Below are 14,992 nucleotides of genomic sequence, written 5' to 3'. Positions count from 1 at the left end.
ATGTGTTTGATTTGTCAATAAGCTGGTCTATGTCTCGTAGCATGTTCAAGCTCGCGCATATTTCCGACGTCCACCTCGGACCACTGCCCCGTCTTTCCATTCAAGAGCTGTTTTCCAAACGCATAACCGGCTTTGTGAACTGGCATCGAAATCGACGCAAGCACCTTTTCGCCAGCACCCTGGATCTGCTGCTCGATGACATCCGCGCCCATCAGGCCGATCATTTGGCCGTCACCGGCGACCTCGTCAACCTGGCGAGCGGCATCGAGATCCGCGCCGCCGCCGCCTGGCTGCGCGCGCTCGGCGATCCCGCCGAAACCTCGGTCGTTCCCGGCAATCACGACGCTTATGTGCCGGGTGCCTATGAGAAATCCATGCGCGCCTGGTACGATTATGTCCGCGGCGATCTCGCCTCGCCGCAATGGCAGGAAGACCGCCGTATCTTTCCCTATCTGCGTGTCCGCGACAAAGTTGCGATCGTCGGCTGCTCCACGGCCGTCGCCACGCCCCCCTTCGCCGCCTCCGGCTTTTTCAGCGCCCGCCAGGCCCGCGACACGGTGAACATGCTGCGCGCGGCCGGCGAAGCCGGTCTCTTCCGCGTGGTCATGATCCATCATCCGCCGATCCGCGGCGCCACCGCCTTCCACAAACGCATGATTGGCATCCGTCGCTTCGCGGCCGTGATCTCAACCGGCGGCGCCGAGCTCGTGCTGCACGGCCACACGCATCTGAATACGCTGCATTGGCTGCGCGGACAGGTGCAGCCGGTGCCTGTCGTCGGCATCGCGTCGGCCTCGCAGGGGCCGGGCAGCATAAAGCCGCCGGCGGCCTACAACCTCTTCTCCATCGATGGCTCTCCGGGCGCCTGGGAGCTCACCGGCGAGCGCTTCAGCCTGAACAGGACAGGCGATGCGATGATGCCGGAAAGCATCGATATTTTCGCGCCTTAGCGCTGACTTCGGACTCTGTTTATGCGGCACTTGAATCAATCTCGGAAAGCGCTTCGCCACCGTCGCAACATTTGTCATGGAGGCGGCCTACCCTCTTGGTATTTTTACCGGTAAGCGTACAATCCAACCGACTGCATCGCCTCAGAACGGAGCCGCCAATGACTTCCCCCTTCCACCGCCTGTGCAGAACAACACTTGCCGCCGGCTTTGTCTTCGGCATGGCGAGCGCCGCCTTCGCGGTCGGCGACAGCAACGACGACACCAATCCGCCGCCGAAGACGCAGACGACCAAGACCTGCACCGGCGGCAAGGTCTGGGACAAGGCCAAGAAGGAATGCGTCACCCCGAAGAAGAACAGCTTCAACGACGACGATCTCTATAAGTTCGCCCGCGAATTCGCCTATGCCGGCCAGTATGAGAATGCCATCGCCGTGCTCAATCTTGCCCTTAATCAGAACGACCCCCGCATTCTGAACTATCTCGGCTATGCCAACCGCAAGGCCGGTCGCATGGAGCTCGGCATGTCCTATTACCGCAAGGCATTGCAGGCGGATGAGAATTATATTCTCGCCCGCTCCTACATGGGCATGGCACTGGTGGAACAAGGAGACATCCAGGGCGCGCGCGTCCAGCTCGTCGAAATTCGCGACCGCGGCGGCGAAGACACCTGGGCCTACCGCGCTCTGCTGCAAAGCTTGCACGGTTACAAGACATATTGACGCAAGCTTTGCGGGCTAGATTGGGAAAACCCCTTGGGAAAGGGGATAAGATGACCGAATGCTTGCGAAGTGCAGTGGATTTGCTTCATAAAGCATCTGCATCTCCGGTGCCGACAAAGCCGGTTTCGCGTCCGATGGCGAAGCTTTCGTCCGCGAAACCATTGTGAATGCTTCTTGGATAGACAATGCGTCAGCCCGCAACGACCATCGACCTCCGGCGTGATCTCGTCGGCCTTCTGCCCCACCTTCGCCGCTTCGCGATCACGCTCGCGGGCGAAGCTGGTGTGGCCGACGAACTTGTCCAAGCCGTTTGTCTGCGCGCCATTGCCAGGGGGCATCAGTGGAATGGCGAGGGCCGACTGGAAAGCTGGATCTACACGCTTGCCCGCCAGCAGTGGACGGAGGACAGCCGCAAGCGGAAGCCGAAGGCGTCGGCACGCGGCAACGTCACCGATATCAGAGAGGCTGCGCGTGAACGCTCGGCCTCGGTCGATCCCGACGCTATCCATCGCATGATCGCCGAAATGCCGGACGGTGTTTCCTCGATCTTCCTGCTCGTCGATGTCGAAGGTCACAGCTATCAGCAAGCGGCCGACATCATGGGCATTTCGACGGCAAGCGTCGTCTCCCAGCTGGCCACCGCAAGGCTGCATTTCGCCGGACTTGCCGGCACCCACCCCATCCACAGGTACTGAATTGCTCGATCTTAGGAAATTGCCGCTCGAAGCCCAGCTCACCGCCCTTCTCGACGGCGAGGTCTCTCCCGAACAGCGGCATGAACTGGAACAGCGCCTGGCTAGCGACGAGAATGCGCGTCGTCTGCATGAAAAGCTGCGCCATGGCGCCGATTTCGGCCGCCGCCGCCTGGACGATGTCTTGAAGGAGCCGGTGCCGCTCGCCCTCGTCCGCTCGATCAAGAGCACGCAGCCGCCAAAGACTCCGATCACTCAGCGCGCCATGCGCCCCCAGGTGAAACTGGCTCCCAGCGGCCCACAGGCGCTGGCAGCCGCTCTTATCCTCTTCGTCGTCGGTTGCGGCATCGGCTATTTTGCCGGCACCACCCCGGATGCCGACGAGATCGCCACCACGACCGCTACGGCGCCCGCCAATACCAACGACTGGCTCGGCGACGTCACCGCCTATCAACGCCTGCTGATCCGTCAGCCCCGTCACCTCGTCGAAGTGCCGGCCTCACAGGCCGAAGAAATCTCCAGCTGGCTGACGACCGCCATCGGCGTGCCTTTCCGTGTGCCGGATCTCAGCACCGAATCCTGGACCTTCCAGGGTGCCCGCGTCATTCTCGGCGACAATCGCCCCGTCGGTCAGCTCGTCTATTCCAACAGCGACGGCGACATCATCTCCATCTGCTTCCGGAAGGACGCGCAGCCGCCTGAGACCGACGACTTCAAGGAAACGATCAAGGACGAGATTGGACTGGTCACCTGGCACAATGCCGGCACCTCCTACGTTCTCGCCGGCCCCTCCGCCGAAGCCACCCTCGGCCAGCTCGCCATGAAGATCGCCACCGCGATCTGATCGGCAAGTCGACGATTTGACGCGATAGGAAAATTGACGATCAGCGCCAGCCGCCCCCTCATCCGCCTGCCGGCACCTTTCCCCGCTGGGGAGAAGGTGGCCCGCAGGTCGGATGAGCCGCACGGCACGCCTTTCATTGCTTTCGCGTACGCTCAGCGAAGACGCAACGAAGTCAACCCGATCGTCAGGCCGCGCCGCACCGAGACGATCACGGCCTGAACCTATTCGATCAGGCCTTGCCGGCCTTCACCTCGAGCACCCGGTTGGCAGCCGAGACGATCGCCTCCAGCGATGCCGCGACGATGTTGGTATTGATGCCGGCGCCGAAGAGTTTGCCGCCGGGATAGGAGGTCTCGACATAGGAGATCGCCGCCGCATTCGAGCCGTGCTGCAGCGAATGCTCGGAATAGTCCTCGACCGACATCTCGATGCCGAGATAATGCGACAGTGCGTTGATGAAGCCGTCGATCGGGCCGTTGCCGCGCCCTTCGATGCGCTTGATCTCGCCATTGTCGGTGATTTCAGCTGCTACGATCCGCTGGCCCTTGTGCTCGGTGTCGGGATAGGTGTGGTGGTCGACGAACTTGAGGCGCGCCTCCGGCTGCGTCACGTAACGCTCGATGAAGCGATCGTAGATGCGCTTCGAGGGAAGCTCCTTGCCCTCGACGTCGGTGATGCGCTGGATGTCCTCGCGGAATTCGACCTGCAGGTTGCGCGGCAGGTTGAGCCCGTAATCCTGCTGCAGGATATAGGCGATGCCGCCCTTGCCCGATTGTGAATTGATGCGGATGATGGCCTCGTAGGAACGGCCGACGTCACGCGGATCGATCGGCAGGTACGGCACTTCCCAAACCGGGTGGTTGGCGACCTGTGCTGCCTTCATGCCCTTGTTGATCGCATCCTGATGCGAGCCGGAGAATGCGGTATAGACCAGCTCGCCGACATAAGGGTGACGCTCGGCAATCGCCATCTGGTTCGAATATTCGAACACTTCCTTGATGCGCTCGATGTTCGAGCAGTCGATCCCGGGATCGACGCCCTGCGTGAACATGTTGAGCGCCATCGTCACGACGTCGACATTGCCGGTGCGCTCGCCATTGCCGAACAGCGTGCCTTCGACCCGGTCGGCGCCTGCCAGCAAGGCCAGCTCGGCGGCGGCGATGCCGGTGCCACGGTCGTTATGCGGATGCAGCGAGACGATCAGGTTCTCGCGATTGTCGAGATTGCGGCACATCCATTCGATCTGGTCGGCATAGACGTTCGGCGTCGCCATCTCGACGGTGGACGGCAGGTTGATGATGAGCTTGTTGTCCGGCGTCGGCTTGACCACCTCGATGACGGCGTTGCAGATCTCCAGCGCCACCTCCAGCTCGGTGCCGGTGAAGCTCTCGGGCGAATATTCGAAACGATAGCCGCCGCCGGCCTTGGCGGCCATGTCGGTGATCATCTTGGCGGCGTCGACGGCGATCTGCTTGATGCCCTGCACATCCTTGGCGAAAACAACGCGGCGCTGCAGCTCGCTGGTCGAGTTATAGAAATGCACGATCGGCCGGTTTGCGCCTTCCAGCGCTTCGAAGGTGCGGGTGATGAGCTCCGGGCGGCACTGTACCAGCACCTGCAGCGAGACATCGGCGGGCACGTTGCCCTCTTCCACGCACCAGCGGGCGAAATCGAAATCCGTCTGCGAGGCGGAGGGGAAACCGATCTCGATTTCCTTGAAGCCCATCTCGAGCAGCAGATGGAACATCCGGGCCTTGCGATCGTGGCCCATCGGGTCGACCAGCGCCTGGTTGCCGTCGCGCAGATCGACCGAGCACCACACAGGCGCCTTGGTGATGGTCCTGGTCGGCCAGGTGCGGTCGGGAATATTCACCTGCGGATAGGGCCGGTATTTCATCGCGGCATCGGGCATGCCCTTCGCGGAGGATCGGCTGTTGGTATTGTCCATTGTCTTCTCTCCTCGTCCCGGCATTTGCCCCGCCTCATAGCCGATCGCGTCGGACTTGGCGATAAACAAATGCGGACCTTCGTCGGTCGTTCGGTCAATTTTGAAAGTGAATCGCGAGGAGCGATGCCGGGCGGGCTTTCGGCCGCCGGGCGCTCCTCAACGGACCCGGCAACCGCGCGTAAGGCCGAGGAGAAGAAGCGAGGTCACGGCGCTCGAGACGTCACGCAGGGCGATGCGGCCGCGTGCAATCGTATCGGAAATCTTAGCGCCAGAGGTCTTCATGGCCGCGCTTATAACCTTGGGCGGTGAAGCTGGCAAGCCCTCGCGGTCCGCCGGCTCTCCGTTACTTCTGCCGAGCGCGATCTTTCGACATCTTCACCAGCCGCGACAGCGCCAGCATCAGCCCGCCGGCGATCAATCCCCAGAAGGCGCCTGAGATGCCGCCGAAGGAAACGCCGGATGCGGTGACGAGGAAGGTGATCGCAGCCGCTTCGCGCGAGTCCTGCGCCTGGAAAGCCGACATCGCCGAGGATGAGAAGGCCCCGACGAGCGCCAGCCCCGCCACCGCCTCGATCAGAATGGGCGGCGCCAAAGCGACGAAGGCCGTCACCGCGCCGGCGAGCAACCCGAGGATCACATAACCGACGCCGGCGATCAGCGATGCCCAATAGCGCCGCTTGGGATCGGCATGGGCGTCATGCCCGGCGCACATGGCCGCGGTGATGGCCGCCAGGTTGACGGCGTGGCCGCCGAAAGGCGCCGACAGCAACGAAAAGAAGCCGGTGACGGCAAAGAGCGGACCTGGCTTCGGATCGTAGTGATTGACCTTTAGGACGGCGATGCCGGGAATGTTCTGCGAGGCCATGGTGACGATGAAAAGCGGCAGCGCGATCGAGATGAAGGCGGCGAGGTTGAACACCGGCCGGACGAATTCCGCAGCCGGCACCAGCGATCGTTCGAGCGAGGCGAAGGCGCCCTCGGGAATGTCGACGCCGAAGGCGAGCACCAGCACGAAGGCTGCGAGCGCGGCCGGCACCGCCCAGAGCCGCTTGAAGGCGCCGACGACGATCCAGGAAATGACGATCGGCAGACCGAGCAGCGGATTGAAGCCGATCGCCTTCACCGGCGCAAAGCAGAGACCGATCAGCACACCTGATAGCATCGCATTGGCGAGCGGCGCGGGAATGGCGGCCACAGCCCGGCCGAGCGGCTTAAACAGCCCGGCAATGATGATCAGCACGGCGCAGACGAGGAATGCGCCGACCGCCGCATTGAAGCCGCCCTCGATTGCGCCTGTGCTTGCGAGCAGCGCCGCCCCCGGCGTCGACCAGGCGATGCTGATCGGCAATCGAGTCACGGCGCTGAGCACGATCGCGCAGACGCCCATGGAGATCGACAAGGCCATCAGCCCCGAAGCGGCCTGCGCATCCGTCGCGCCCACCGCCTGCAGCCCGTGCAGCACGACGGCGAAGGAGCTGGCGGAGCCGACAAAAGCGGTAAGCAGCCCCATGAACAGGGCCTGGACGGAAAAATCTTTGAGCATGGCGGACTCTGAGCTGCGGGAATTGCGCATGGAGCATGATGGTTGCCGCCCGCGCAAGTCCAGATTGAGAGCTTTCCGCCCAGCTCTGCCGGTCGATGACCGCAAGCGCCGTCCGAAAGCAAAAACGCCCCTGCCTGCGGTCGGCAGGCAAGGGCGTTTCGAAGATTTCGGCCGAGAAAACTCAGATGTCGGCTTGCGACGTCACGATGCGCGAGACAAGGCCGTAGTCCTTCGCCTCTTCGGCCGAGAGCCAATAGTCGCGATCCGTGTCCTTGGCGATCTTCTCGAGCGGCTGGCCGGTGGCCTCCGCCATGATCTTGTTCAGGCGCTCGTTCATCTTGATGATCTCACGTGCCTGGATCTCGATGTCGGATGCCATGCCGCGCGTGCCGCCCGACGGTTGGTGCAGCAGGAAGCGCGTGTTCGGCAGGCACAGGCGCCTTTCCCTGGGAGCCGCGACATAGATCAGCGCGCCGGCCGAAGCGACCCAGCCGGTGCCGATCATCCAGACCTTCGGCTTGATGAACTTGACCATGTCATGGATGGAATCGCCGGATTCGACGTGACCGCCGGGCGAATTGACATAGATGCGAATGTCTTCGTCGCTCGCCGCGGCAAGTGCGACGAGCTGCGAGCAGACCTTCTGCGCCAGTTCCTGGTTGATCGGTCCATAGATGAAGATCGAACGCGACTTGAAAAGATTCGCCTCCGTTTCCTTGCCGAGCGGCAGTTCCTTCGTCTTGTCGTCCTGTTCTTCGTCGTTCATTCGAACCTCTCGGAGATGAATTCGGGTTCCTCGCACATAGTGCGACTCAATGCCTAAAACAATGCGGGAAAAACACAAGGCACCGAAGCGGTGGAGATATCCTTAAGAAGCCGCGCACCGTTCCGCAAGCCTTACTGAAATGTAACGGTGGAAGGCTTTGAAAAGCCGGAATCGGTTCCTACCTCACGTCTCACATGGCAACCGCCAAACGAGATCAACAGGAGACCGGACATGTCACCGGAAGAACGCCAATTGCTGACCGCCCTCTTCGACCGCGTGCGCACGGCGCAAGCCCAGCCGCGCGACCGCGAGGCCGAAGCCCTGATCGACCAGGCGACGCGCGAGCAGCCGTCCGCCACTTATTATCTCGCCCAGGCCGTCATCGTGCAGGAAAAGGGATTGGAAGCGGCCGCCAACCACATCAAGGAACTCGAGGAGCGCGTCCGGCAGTTTGAAGCCGGAGCCAGCGAGCACCACCAAGCCGAACAGGGCGGCGGCTTCCTGAGCTCGATCTTCGGCAATACCCAGACACAGCAGCCCGCGCCTGTCCCCTCCAACCCCGGCCCCTGGGGGCAGCCGTCCCGCGCCTATGACGAGCCGCGCGCCCACGATCGCCAGGCGCAACAGCAGCCCACCGGCCCCTGGAGCCAGCAGGCCTATGCGCCGTCTGCCGGCGGCAGTTTCCTGCGCGGCGCGCTCGGCACGGCAGCCGGCGTTGCCGGCGGCATGCTGCTTGCCAACTCGCTGAGCGGCATCTTCGGCAACCATATGTCTTCGCTCGGTTGGGGCTCGCCCTTCGGCGCCAACCCGTTCGGCAATGTGGCCGCGCCAACCGAAGAAACAACCGTCATCAACAATTATTATGGCGATGACGACGTCCGCCAGGCTTCGGACAATGCCGGCCACGATGACGACGACAACCTGCAGCAGGCCGATTACGACGATGGCGACGATTACAGCGATGACTCGTCCGGCGACGTTACGGATGTGTGAACTCTAACAGGCAGAAAAGGGCGGCAGCTGCTATTCAGTTGCCGCACCGTTGCCCAGCCCTTTGCTTTGGCTCAGGGCGTTCGCCGCTGCAATCGATTCACTGGATCGATTGCTGCCGCCTTTGGCGGCACCGCGGCTCACCCACGTCCACGATAGGTGGCGACGCCCTGCTCCGGCAGCCACACACCTTCCGGCGGCTTGCCCGTCTGCCAGAAGACGTCGATCGGAATGCCGCCACGCGGATACCAGTAAGCGCCGATCCTCAGCCATTTGGGGTCGAGCAGTTCGACGATGCGCTTGGCGATGTAAATCGAGCAATCCTCGTGGAAGGCGCCGTGATTGCGGAAGGAAAACAGGAAGAGTTTCAGCGACTTCGATTCCACCAGCCATTCGCCGGGGATGTAGTCGATGACGATATGGGCGAAATCCGGCTGCCCCGTCATCGGGCAGAGCGAGGTGAATTCCGGTGCGGTGAAGCGCACGACATAGTCGGTGCCGGCATGATTGGACGGCACTTTTTCCAGCACCGCCTCTTCCGGCGATTTCGCGGTTTCGGTTTGCTGACCCAGCATCGACAGGCTGGAAACATCGGTATTCGGCATCATGCCTCCTTGACGACTTTGACGCGGATGCCATGGGCCTTTTCGCCCTCCGGCTCCACATGAATGGCTATCTTGGCGCCCTCATGCACCGCTCTGATGGCATCCTCAAGGCGATCGCATATATCATGCGCCTGCCGCACGGACATAGTGCCGGGCACCACCATGTGAAAATCGATGAAAGTGACGGCGCCCGCCCGCCTCGTCTTCAGGTCGTGCACGCCGATCGAACCCGCCGCATGGGTGGCGATCGCCTGCTTGATCGCTTCCTCCTCCTGCGGCTCGACCGCCTGATCCATCAGGCCGCTGATCGATTGCGAAATCACCTTCCAGCCTTGATAGAGAATGTTGATGGCAACGAGGATGGCAAGCACCGGGTCGAAAATCGCGTAACCCGTCGCCAGCGCCAGCAGCAGCCCGGCGAGCACGCCGACGGATGTCACCACATCCGACATGATATGCTGCCCATCCGCCGCCAGTGCCGCCGAGCGGTGTGTGCGCCCGGCGCGGATCAAAAGCCGCGCCCACACCGCATTGATGACGCCAGCCGCCAGATTGAGCGCAAGGCCGAGCACCGGTGCATCGAGCATGCGCGGCGCAGCGAGATAGCCGACCGCCTCGTTGACGATCAGCAGCGCGGCGACGACGATCAGTACGCCCTCGGTGACGGCAGAGAGATATTCCGCCTTGTGATGGCCGAAGGGGTGGTCGTGATCGGCCGGCTTCTGCGCATAGCGGATGACGAAAAAAGCGATGAAAGCGGCAACGACGTTGACCGTCGATTCGAGCCCGTCCGACAACAGCGCCACCGACCCGGTGACCCACCAAGCCACCATCTTCAGTCCCATGACGCCGAGCGACAGCGGAATGCCCCACATCGCCAGCTTCCGAACCGTAAGGTCGCCGTTGTCGTTCATATCGTCCTCCTGCGGTTGCGAATGAATTGCAGGGTCCAAGCCATTGAAATGCAAAACCGCCCACGCGAATGTCGCGCAGGCGGCCCAGTTGAGGGTGATATGGGTGATGATGGAGGATTTGTCAAAGAGAATGACGCGTCCTTCACAGCTGTGGCCGCGTCCCGATGGGAAAGCGGCGCAGGCACACGATACGCGATCCTCTACACCGCCGAGGGAGCGGGATCGGACTGGAGAGATTGCGGCCACCGCAGAAGAGCGGCGTGGCCTGCCGACGTCAGGGCGTAGACGCCCTTCTCCTGGCGCTCGAACCATCCATAGACGTTGTCGCGCAGGATCGGACCGGCCTTTGGCGTAAGCGCCTTCATATCCCGCGGGCGCACAATTCCCCGATCGAGCGCGGCCGCGCAGAGCAGCGCCTGCTGGCGATAGGCCGTCATGATCGGCGCCCGCGAGCCGCCGCCAACGGCAGGATCGCCGCGACGGCGCCGATGCTCCTTGACGAGGCACGAGCGCCGCTTGGGATTGGTGCGCGGCATCGGCGAGATGGAACTGACGATGACGCTGACCTCGCCGCCATCCGAGACGCCGAGCATGCCGATGCCGAGCCGCCGGCAGAGGTCGCGATAACGCTTGTCCGTCTCTCGCCCGCGCCCCTTGGCCGAAACGCGCGCCGCGATCCAGACCTCATCGCTCATCGCCGCGCGATCCACCGCCTGGAGAAGCAGTTCGAGGTTGAAGGTGAGCTTCAGTTCGCAGACAACCACGACCGGCGGCTCGCCATCGCTCAGGCCGACGAGATCGCATCCGCCGACCTCTCCCTTGACGACATAACCGGCCGCTTCGAGGAAGGTTTTGACCGGCAGGTAAAGCGACGTTTCCACTGTGAAAACGTCGCCTCAGGCAGCGTTGAGATCGGCAATTTCGCCATATCGGGCGAGCAGTCGCGGCGAAGACATGTCGCCGGTTTCCTCGTCGACGATCACGGCATAGGCCGCCACGCCGACAAACCGTTCAGCCATCGCCGAGGCGATCTTTTCGGCGCTGACGGAATTCGATGCCTGGCGCATTTCGCCGGGCACAAGATTGCCGCGGTTCTTGCGGTAAGGGAGCACGATGAACTTTTCAGCATTGGCCACGGTGATGGGTCCCGGTTGATCGTTCCTGAAATGTTCTGATTTGACTGACAAAGTCAACCGCCTCGAAAGATCTTTGCGGTGTTGTACCATGCGTAACTGTTGTATCCAGTCCGGAATGCCCGCCCCGCCTTCGAGGCTTCGCCCTACGGGCTACGCACCTCAGGGCGAAGCCTCGAAGGACACGTTCGACGCCGCTCCCGCCCTTCCCGCAAACAGGAAGGGCGAACCGGAATTGCGATCAAGCCGCCTTCGTCTTCACCTTGCGCGCCAGATGCGCCACGACGTTCTCGATCATCCGCATGCCGGCGTCGCCGCCAAGCGTCATGATCGATTCCGGGTGGAACTGCACCGCGGCGATCGGCTCCTTGGCGTGCTCGATGCCCATGATCGTGCCGTCTTCGCTTTCAGCCGTGATGATGAATTCACGCGGCAGCGTCGAGGGATCGGCAAAGATCGAGTGATAGCGGCCGACCGTCACTTCCTTCGAAAGGCCGGAGAAGACGATGCCCGGTTCCAGCACGCGGATGCGCGACGGCTTGCCGTGCATCGGCAGCGCCAGATGGCGCAATTCCCCACCATAGGCTTCGGCGAGCGCCTGCAGGCCGAGGCAGACGCCGAAGATCGGCAGGTTACGCGCCCGCGCCTTCTTGATCGTCGCTTTGCAGTCGAAGTCCTTGGGCGTCCCCGGCCCGGGCGACAGCACGACGAGATCGGGGTTCAGCCGATCGAAGATCTCCTCCGGCACTGGCGTGCGCACGGTCGAAACCGTCGCTCCCGTCTGGCGGAAATAATTGGCCAGCGTATGGACGAAGCTGTCCTCATGGTCGACGAGCAGGATGCTGACGTCCTTGCCGACGCTTGCGACGTCGCGCTGAATCTTGCCGGAATTGCCGATCTTGGCGTCTCGGATGGCGGAAAGCATGGCGGAGGCCTTCAGTTCGGTTTCGGCTTCTTCTTCCTCTGGGATGGAATCGTTGAGCAGCGTCGCGCCGGCGCGCACCTCGGCGATGCCATCCTTGATGCGCACGGTGCGCAGCGTCAGGCCGGTGTTCATGTCGCCGTTGAAGCCGACCATGCCGATCGCCCCACCATACCATGCACGCGGGCTCTTTTCATGGCTCTCGATGAAGCGCATCGCCCAGAGCTTCGGCGCACCGGTGACGGTGACGGCCCAGGCGTGGCTGAGGAAGCCGTCGAAGGCATCCATGTCGTCGCGCAGCCGCCCTTCGATGTGGTCGACCGTGTGGATGAGGCGCGAATACATCTCGATCTGCCGGCGGCCGATCACCTTGACCGAGCCCGGCTCGCAGACGCGGCTCTTGTCGTTGCGGTCGACATCCGAGCACATGGTGAGTTCGGATTCGTCCTTCTTCGAATTCAAAAGCTTCAGGATCTGCTCGCTGTCGGCGATCGGATCGTCGCCGCGCTTGATTGTGCCCGAGATCGGGCAGGTCTCGATGCGGCGGCCGGAGACCCGCACGAACATCTCGGGCGAGGCGCCGACCAGATATTCCTGATTGCCGAGATTGATGAAGAAGGAATAGGGCGACGGATTGATCGCCTTCAGCCGTCTGGAAATATCGGAAGGCTTGCTTTCGCAGCGCTCCATGAACTTCTGCCCCGGCACAACTTCGAAAAGATCACCCTTGCGGAAGCTTTCCTTGGCTTTGACGACGAGTTCGGCATATTCGCCCGGCCGGTGGTCGCTCTTCGGCGGAATGGCATCGGTCTGCTTGAAAGGCTCGGGCGCGATATCTTCCGCCTTGCCTTCGGTCGTCACGCCGTCCTTCGCGAAATCATAGCGGTCGATCCAGGCCTTGGCGGCATAGTTGTCGACGACGAGGATTTCGTCCGGCAGGTAGAGCACCATGTCGCGCTGGTCGGAAGGCCGCGTCAGCTTCAGATCGATCGCATCGAATTGGAAGGCAATGTCGTAGCCGAAGGCGCCGTAGAGCCCGAGGCTCGCATCGGCCTGCGAATAGAAGAGGTCGGTGACGGCGCGCAGCACCGTGAAGACGGTCGGCATCTTCGAGCGCTCTTCCTCGGTGAACACCCGGTCCGGCGCCTTGACGGAGAGGTCGAGGCGGCGGGCGGAGGAAGCGCCGAGCACGACGTCGGACACCGTCTTCAGCCGCTCCCTCACGAAGCCGAGGAGCACCTCGCCGCGCTCGTTATAGGCCTCAATCCAGACGTCACGGCCGAAGGAGGAGATGCCGAGCGGCGGATCGACGACGGCGGTATCCCAGCGCGTATAACGGCCCGGATATTCGTAATTCGACGAGAACACAGCGCCGCGGCGTTCGTCGAGCTTGTCGATATAGGAGGAGACCGCATCGCCGTAAGGGATCGCCCGCCGCTGCCTCGTGACGGATATGCCGCCCTTGGTCTCGTAGATTTCCGCACCATCATCCCGCAGGATCGTTACCATTGTTCCACTCCATTATCGGGGCCCGGACGACAGGCGGCGATAAAACAAAAAAGCCGCCTCGAAGTTTCGGGCGGCTCACTCGTCGTCGTCATTGGACACGATTGGTCGAGGCCGCCTCAGCGAGCCCACCACCAAACAGCAATGTTCAAGGACGTGATCATGGAAAAATTGTTAGCCTGAGATCAGCCGCCGCGCAAGAGGCGATTGCGCAATGAAAAAGGGCGGCCCGAAAGCCGCCCCTCCCAGCCGTGAAGGTGTGTCGCCGCCGGCAGTCAGAAGGTCTTCGTGAGCGACACCTTAGTCGAAATCGAAGGCATCGCCGCCGCCATTGGCATTGGCGGTTCGAAAGCACCCTGGCGTTGTCAACATAAGCCACGGCATTATTTTGGAAATCCATCAAGCCTTGGCGACCCTCAAAAACGTTGCACAATTGCAACGAAAATCGCTCTCATGCGTTGCTTCTAGCCACCAATACTGGGAACCGGATGGATTGAGAAAATTTTCGACATTAGCGATCCTGCTTGCCGCTACCGCCTTTCTTGCCGGCGCCCGCCTGCCCCCGCGCGGCCCATTGCCCGAGCCACGGCCCGATGCCGGGCAGACGACCAGTCCTACCCCACCGTCCTCGGAAAAAGTGGAACCCTCCGTGCCTGAACGGGTGCCTGCCCCTCAGCCGAAACCTGACGTAAAGGAGCCGGAGACATCAGCACCGGCCCAGTCGCCTGCTCCGCCAGCCGAACCGGCAAAGCCTGAGCCTGCAGAACCTATTCAGGGCCCGCCGCTTCCGCCGGGCCAGCTCGAAAGCCCACAGACTCCGCCGGAAGAAAAGCCGCTCGGCGAGCAGACGCTTGAAGAGCAGCATCTGACGATCGAATCCGAAAGTGACGCCGAGCATGCCGAATGCACTACCTCACTCAAGGAGTTGGGTGTGGTCTTCAAGGAAACGCCGCGCATCGATGACGGCAACGGCTGCGGCATCGACAAACCGATCATCGTCTCCGAGGCTCTGCCCGGTATCGCCCTCAAGCCGGAGGCAACGATCCGCTGCCCGGTGGCACTCGCACTTGCCCGCTGGATGAAGGAGAGCGTCATCCCTGCCGCTTCCGCCGCCCTGCCTGAGCAGGGCCGTATCACCGCCGTCAACCAGGCTACTGCATATATGTGCCGCCTGCGCAACAGCGCCGAAACAGGCAGGATCTCCGAACATGCCCGCGGCAACGCCATCGATATTGCGAGCTTCCATTTCGAAAAGGGCGATGACGTCGCCGTGCGCTCCCGCCGCGAGGATCCAACACTTACCGGCGCCTTCCAACGCGCCGTCAGCGCCGCCGGCTGCCTCTATTTCACCACCGTCCTCGACCCCGAAAGCGACGCGGCCCACGAAACCCATTTCCATCTCGACGTCATCGAAAGGAAGGGCGGCTATCGTTATTGTCATTGACGGTTGAAGGGCTAGA

General features: G+C 62.3%; 14 protein-coding genes. 6 read left to right on the top strand and 8 right to left on the bottom strand.

What is annotated here, in order from left to right:
• Window positions 1-41: 41 nt before the first annotated feature.
• The 4 genes from GGD53_RS04940 to GGD53_RS04925 all read left to right on the top strand — a co-directional run bounded on the left by GGD53_RS04940 (window position 42) and on the right by GGD53_RS04925 (window position 3,205).
• Window positions 42-950, top strand: coding sequence for a metallophosphoesterase family protein (locus GGD53_RS04940; protein WP_184454332.1), 909 nt, complete (start codon window positions 42-44; stop codon window positions 948-950).
• Window positions 951-1,108: 158 nt separating this feature from the next.
• Window positions 1,109-1,669, top strand: coding sequence for a tetratricopeptide repeat protein (locus tag GGD53_RS04935; RefSeq protein ID WP_184454104.1), 561 nt, complete (start codon window positions 1,109-1,111; stop codon window positions 1,667-1,669).
• A 185-nt stretch (window positions 1,670-1,854) separates the two neighbouring features.
• Entirely contained in the window at window positions 1,855-2,364 is a 510-nt protein-coding gene (locus tag GGD53_RS04930) for an RNA polymerase sigma factor (RefSeq protein WP_184454102.1), read from the top strand.
• A 1-nt stretch (window position 2,365) separates the two neighbouring features.
• Window positions 2,366-3,205: an anti-sigma factor family protein gene (locus GGD53_RS04925; protein ID WP_184454100.1), complete on the top strand. Its 840-nt coding sequence runs from the start codon at window positions 2,366-2,368 to the stop codon at window positions 3,203-3,205.
• Between the two features lie 229 nt (window positions 3,206-3,434).
• Here the strand turns inward: GGD53_RS04925 and leuA are convergent, their stop codons facing one another.
• The 3 genes from leuA to GGD53_RS04910 form a co-directional block, all read right to left on the bottom strand.
• Window positions 3,435-5,153 (bottom strand): 2-isopropylmalate synthase, encoded by a 1,719-nt coding sequence (gene leuA / locus GGD53_RS04920; RefSeq protein ID WP_184454098.1) that lies wholly within the window; start codon window positions 5,151-5,153, stop codon window positions 3,435-3,437.
• A 343-nt stretch (window positions 5,154-5,496) separates the two neighbouring features.
• Entirely contained in the window at window positions 5,497-6,726 is a 1,230-nt protein-coding gene (locus tag GGD53_RS04915) for a benzoate/H(+) symporter BenE family transporter (RefSeq protein ID WP_184454096.1), read from the bottom strand.
• A gap of 151 nt (window positions 6,727-6,877) precedes the next feature.
• Window positions 6,878-7,462, bottom strand: a complete 585-nt coding sequence (locus GGD53_RS04910) for an ATP-dependent Clp protease proteolytic subunit (protein WP_011426306.1) — start codon at window positions 7,460-7,462, stop codon at window positions 6,878-6,880.
• A 231-nt stretch (window positions 7,463-7,693) separates the two neighbouring features.
• Here GGD53_RS04910 and GGD53_RS04905 point away from each other — a divergent pair, with 231 nt between their 5' ends.
• The gene (locus GGD53_RS04905; RefSeq protein WP_184454094.1) at window positions 7,694-8,455 is read left to right on the top strand and encodes a DUF2076 domain-containing protein; all 762 of its coding nucleotides are present in this window, start codon (window positions 7,694-7,696) and stop codon (window positions 8,453-8,455) included.
• Between the two features lie 137 nt (window positions 8,456-8,592).
• Here the strand turns inward: GGD53_RS04905 and queF are convergent, their stop codons facing one another.
• From queF to GGD53_RS04880, 5 genes are all read right to left on the bottom strand, one after another.
• Complete coding sequence (queF, locus tag GGD53_RS04900) at window positions 8,593-9,057, bottom strand: preQ(1) synthase (RefSeq protein WP_064810998.1); 465 nt, start codon at window positions 9,055-9,057, stop codon at window positions 8,593-8,595.
• Window positions 9,057-9,971: a CDF family cation efflux transporter EmfA gene (gene emfA / locus GGD53_RS04895; protein ID WP_184454092.1), complete on the bottom strand. Its 915-nt coding sequence runs from the start codon at window positions 9,969-9,971 to the stop codon at window positions 9,057-9,059. The genes queF and emfA overlap by 1 nt, the downstream gene beginning before the upstream one ends.
• A 200-nt stretch (window positions 9,972-10,171) precedes the next feature.
• Window positions 10,172-10,852 (bottom strand): DUF2161 family putative PD-(D/E)XK-type phosphodiesterase, encoded by a 681-nt coding sequence (locus GGD53_RS04890; protein ID WP_184454090.1) that lies wholly within the window; start codon window positions 10,850-10,852, stop codon window positions 10,172-10,174.
• Window positions 10,853-10,867: 15 nt separating this feature from the next.
• Window positions 10,868-11,107, bottom strand: a complete 240-nt coding sequence (locus GGD53_RS04885) for a hypothetical protein (RefSeq protein WP_003561395.1) — start codon at window positions 11,105-11,107, stop codon at window positions 10,868-10,870.
• 238 nt (window positions 11,108-11,345) lie between these two features.
• Window positions 11,346-13,535, bottom strand: coding sequence for an anthranilate synthase (locus GGD53_RS04880; RefSeq protein WP_184454088.1), 2,190 nt, complete (start codon window positions 13,533-13,535; stop codon window positions 11,346-11,348).
• A 430-nt stretch (window positions 13,536-13,965) separates the two neighbouring features.
• On the opposite strand from GGD53_RS04880, the gene GGD53_RS04875 reads away from it, so the two are divergent.
• On the top strand, window positions 13,966-14,976 hold the full coding sequence (locus GGD53_RS04875) for an extensin-like domain-containing protein (protein ID WP_184454086.1): 1,011 nt from the start codon (window positions 13,966-13,968) through the stop codon (window positions 14,974-14,976).
• Window positions 14,977-14,992: the final 16 nt, after the last annotated feature.

The organism is Rhizobium aethiopicum (genome assembly GCF_014197535.1).
In the GTDB taxonomy this organism is placed as follows: domain Bacteria; phylum Pseudomonadota; class Alphaproteobacteria; order Rhizobiales; family Rhizobiaceae; genus Rhizobium; species Rhizobium aethiopicum_A.
The sequence above is the reverse complement of the archived record's forward strand: the minus strand, read 5'-3'. Positions and strand labels throughout refer to the sequence as shown.

Bases quoted from the DNA above. Each gene is read 5' to 3' on its own strand.
- GGD53_RS04940 (WP_184454332.1), top strand. From the start codon at position 42: ATGTTCAAGCTCGCGCATATTTCCGACGTCCACCTCGGACCACTGCCC.
- GGD53_RS04935 (WP_184454104.1), top strand. From the start codon at position 1,109: ATGACTTCCCCCTTCCACCGCCTGTGCAGAACAACACTTGCCGCCGGC.
- GGD53_RS04930 (WP_184454102.1), top strand. From the start codon at position 1,855: ATGCGTCAGCCCGCAACGACCATCGACCTCCGGCGTGATCTCGTCGGC.
- leuA (WP_184454098.1), bottom strand. From the start codon at position 5,153: ATGGACAATACCAACAGCCGATCCTCCGCGAAGGGCATGCCCGATGCC.
- GGD53_RS04915 (WP_184454096.1), bottom strand. From the start codon at position 6,726: ATGCGCAATTCCCGCAGCTCAGAGTCCGCCATGCTCAAAGATTTTTCC.
- GGD53_RS04910 (WP_011426306.1), bottom strand. From the start codon at position 7,462: ATGAACGACGAAGAACAGGACGACAAGACGAAGGAACTGCCGCTCGGC.
- GGD53_RS04905 (WP_184454094.1), top strand. From the start codon at position 7,694: ATGTCACCGGAAGAACGCCAATTGCTGACCGCCCTCTTCGACCGCGTG.
- queF (WP_064810998.1), bottom strand. From the start codon at position 9,057: ATGCCGAATACCGATGTTTCCAGCCTGTCGATGCTGGGTCAGCAAACC.
- emfA (WP_184454092.1), bottom strand. From the start codon at position 9,971: ATGAACGACAACGGCGACCTTACGGTTCGGAAGCTGGCGATGTGGGGC.
- GGD53_RS04880 (WP_184454088.1), bottom strand. From the start codon at position 13,535: ATGGTAACGATCCTGCGGGATGATGGTGCGGAAATCTACGAGACCAAG.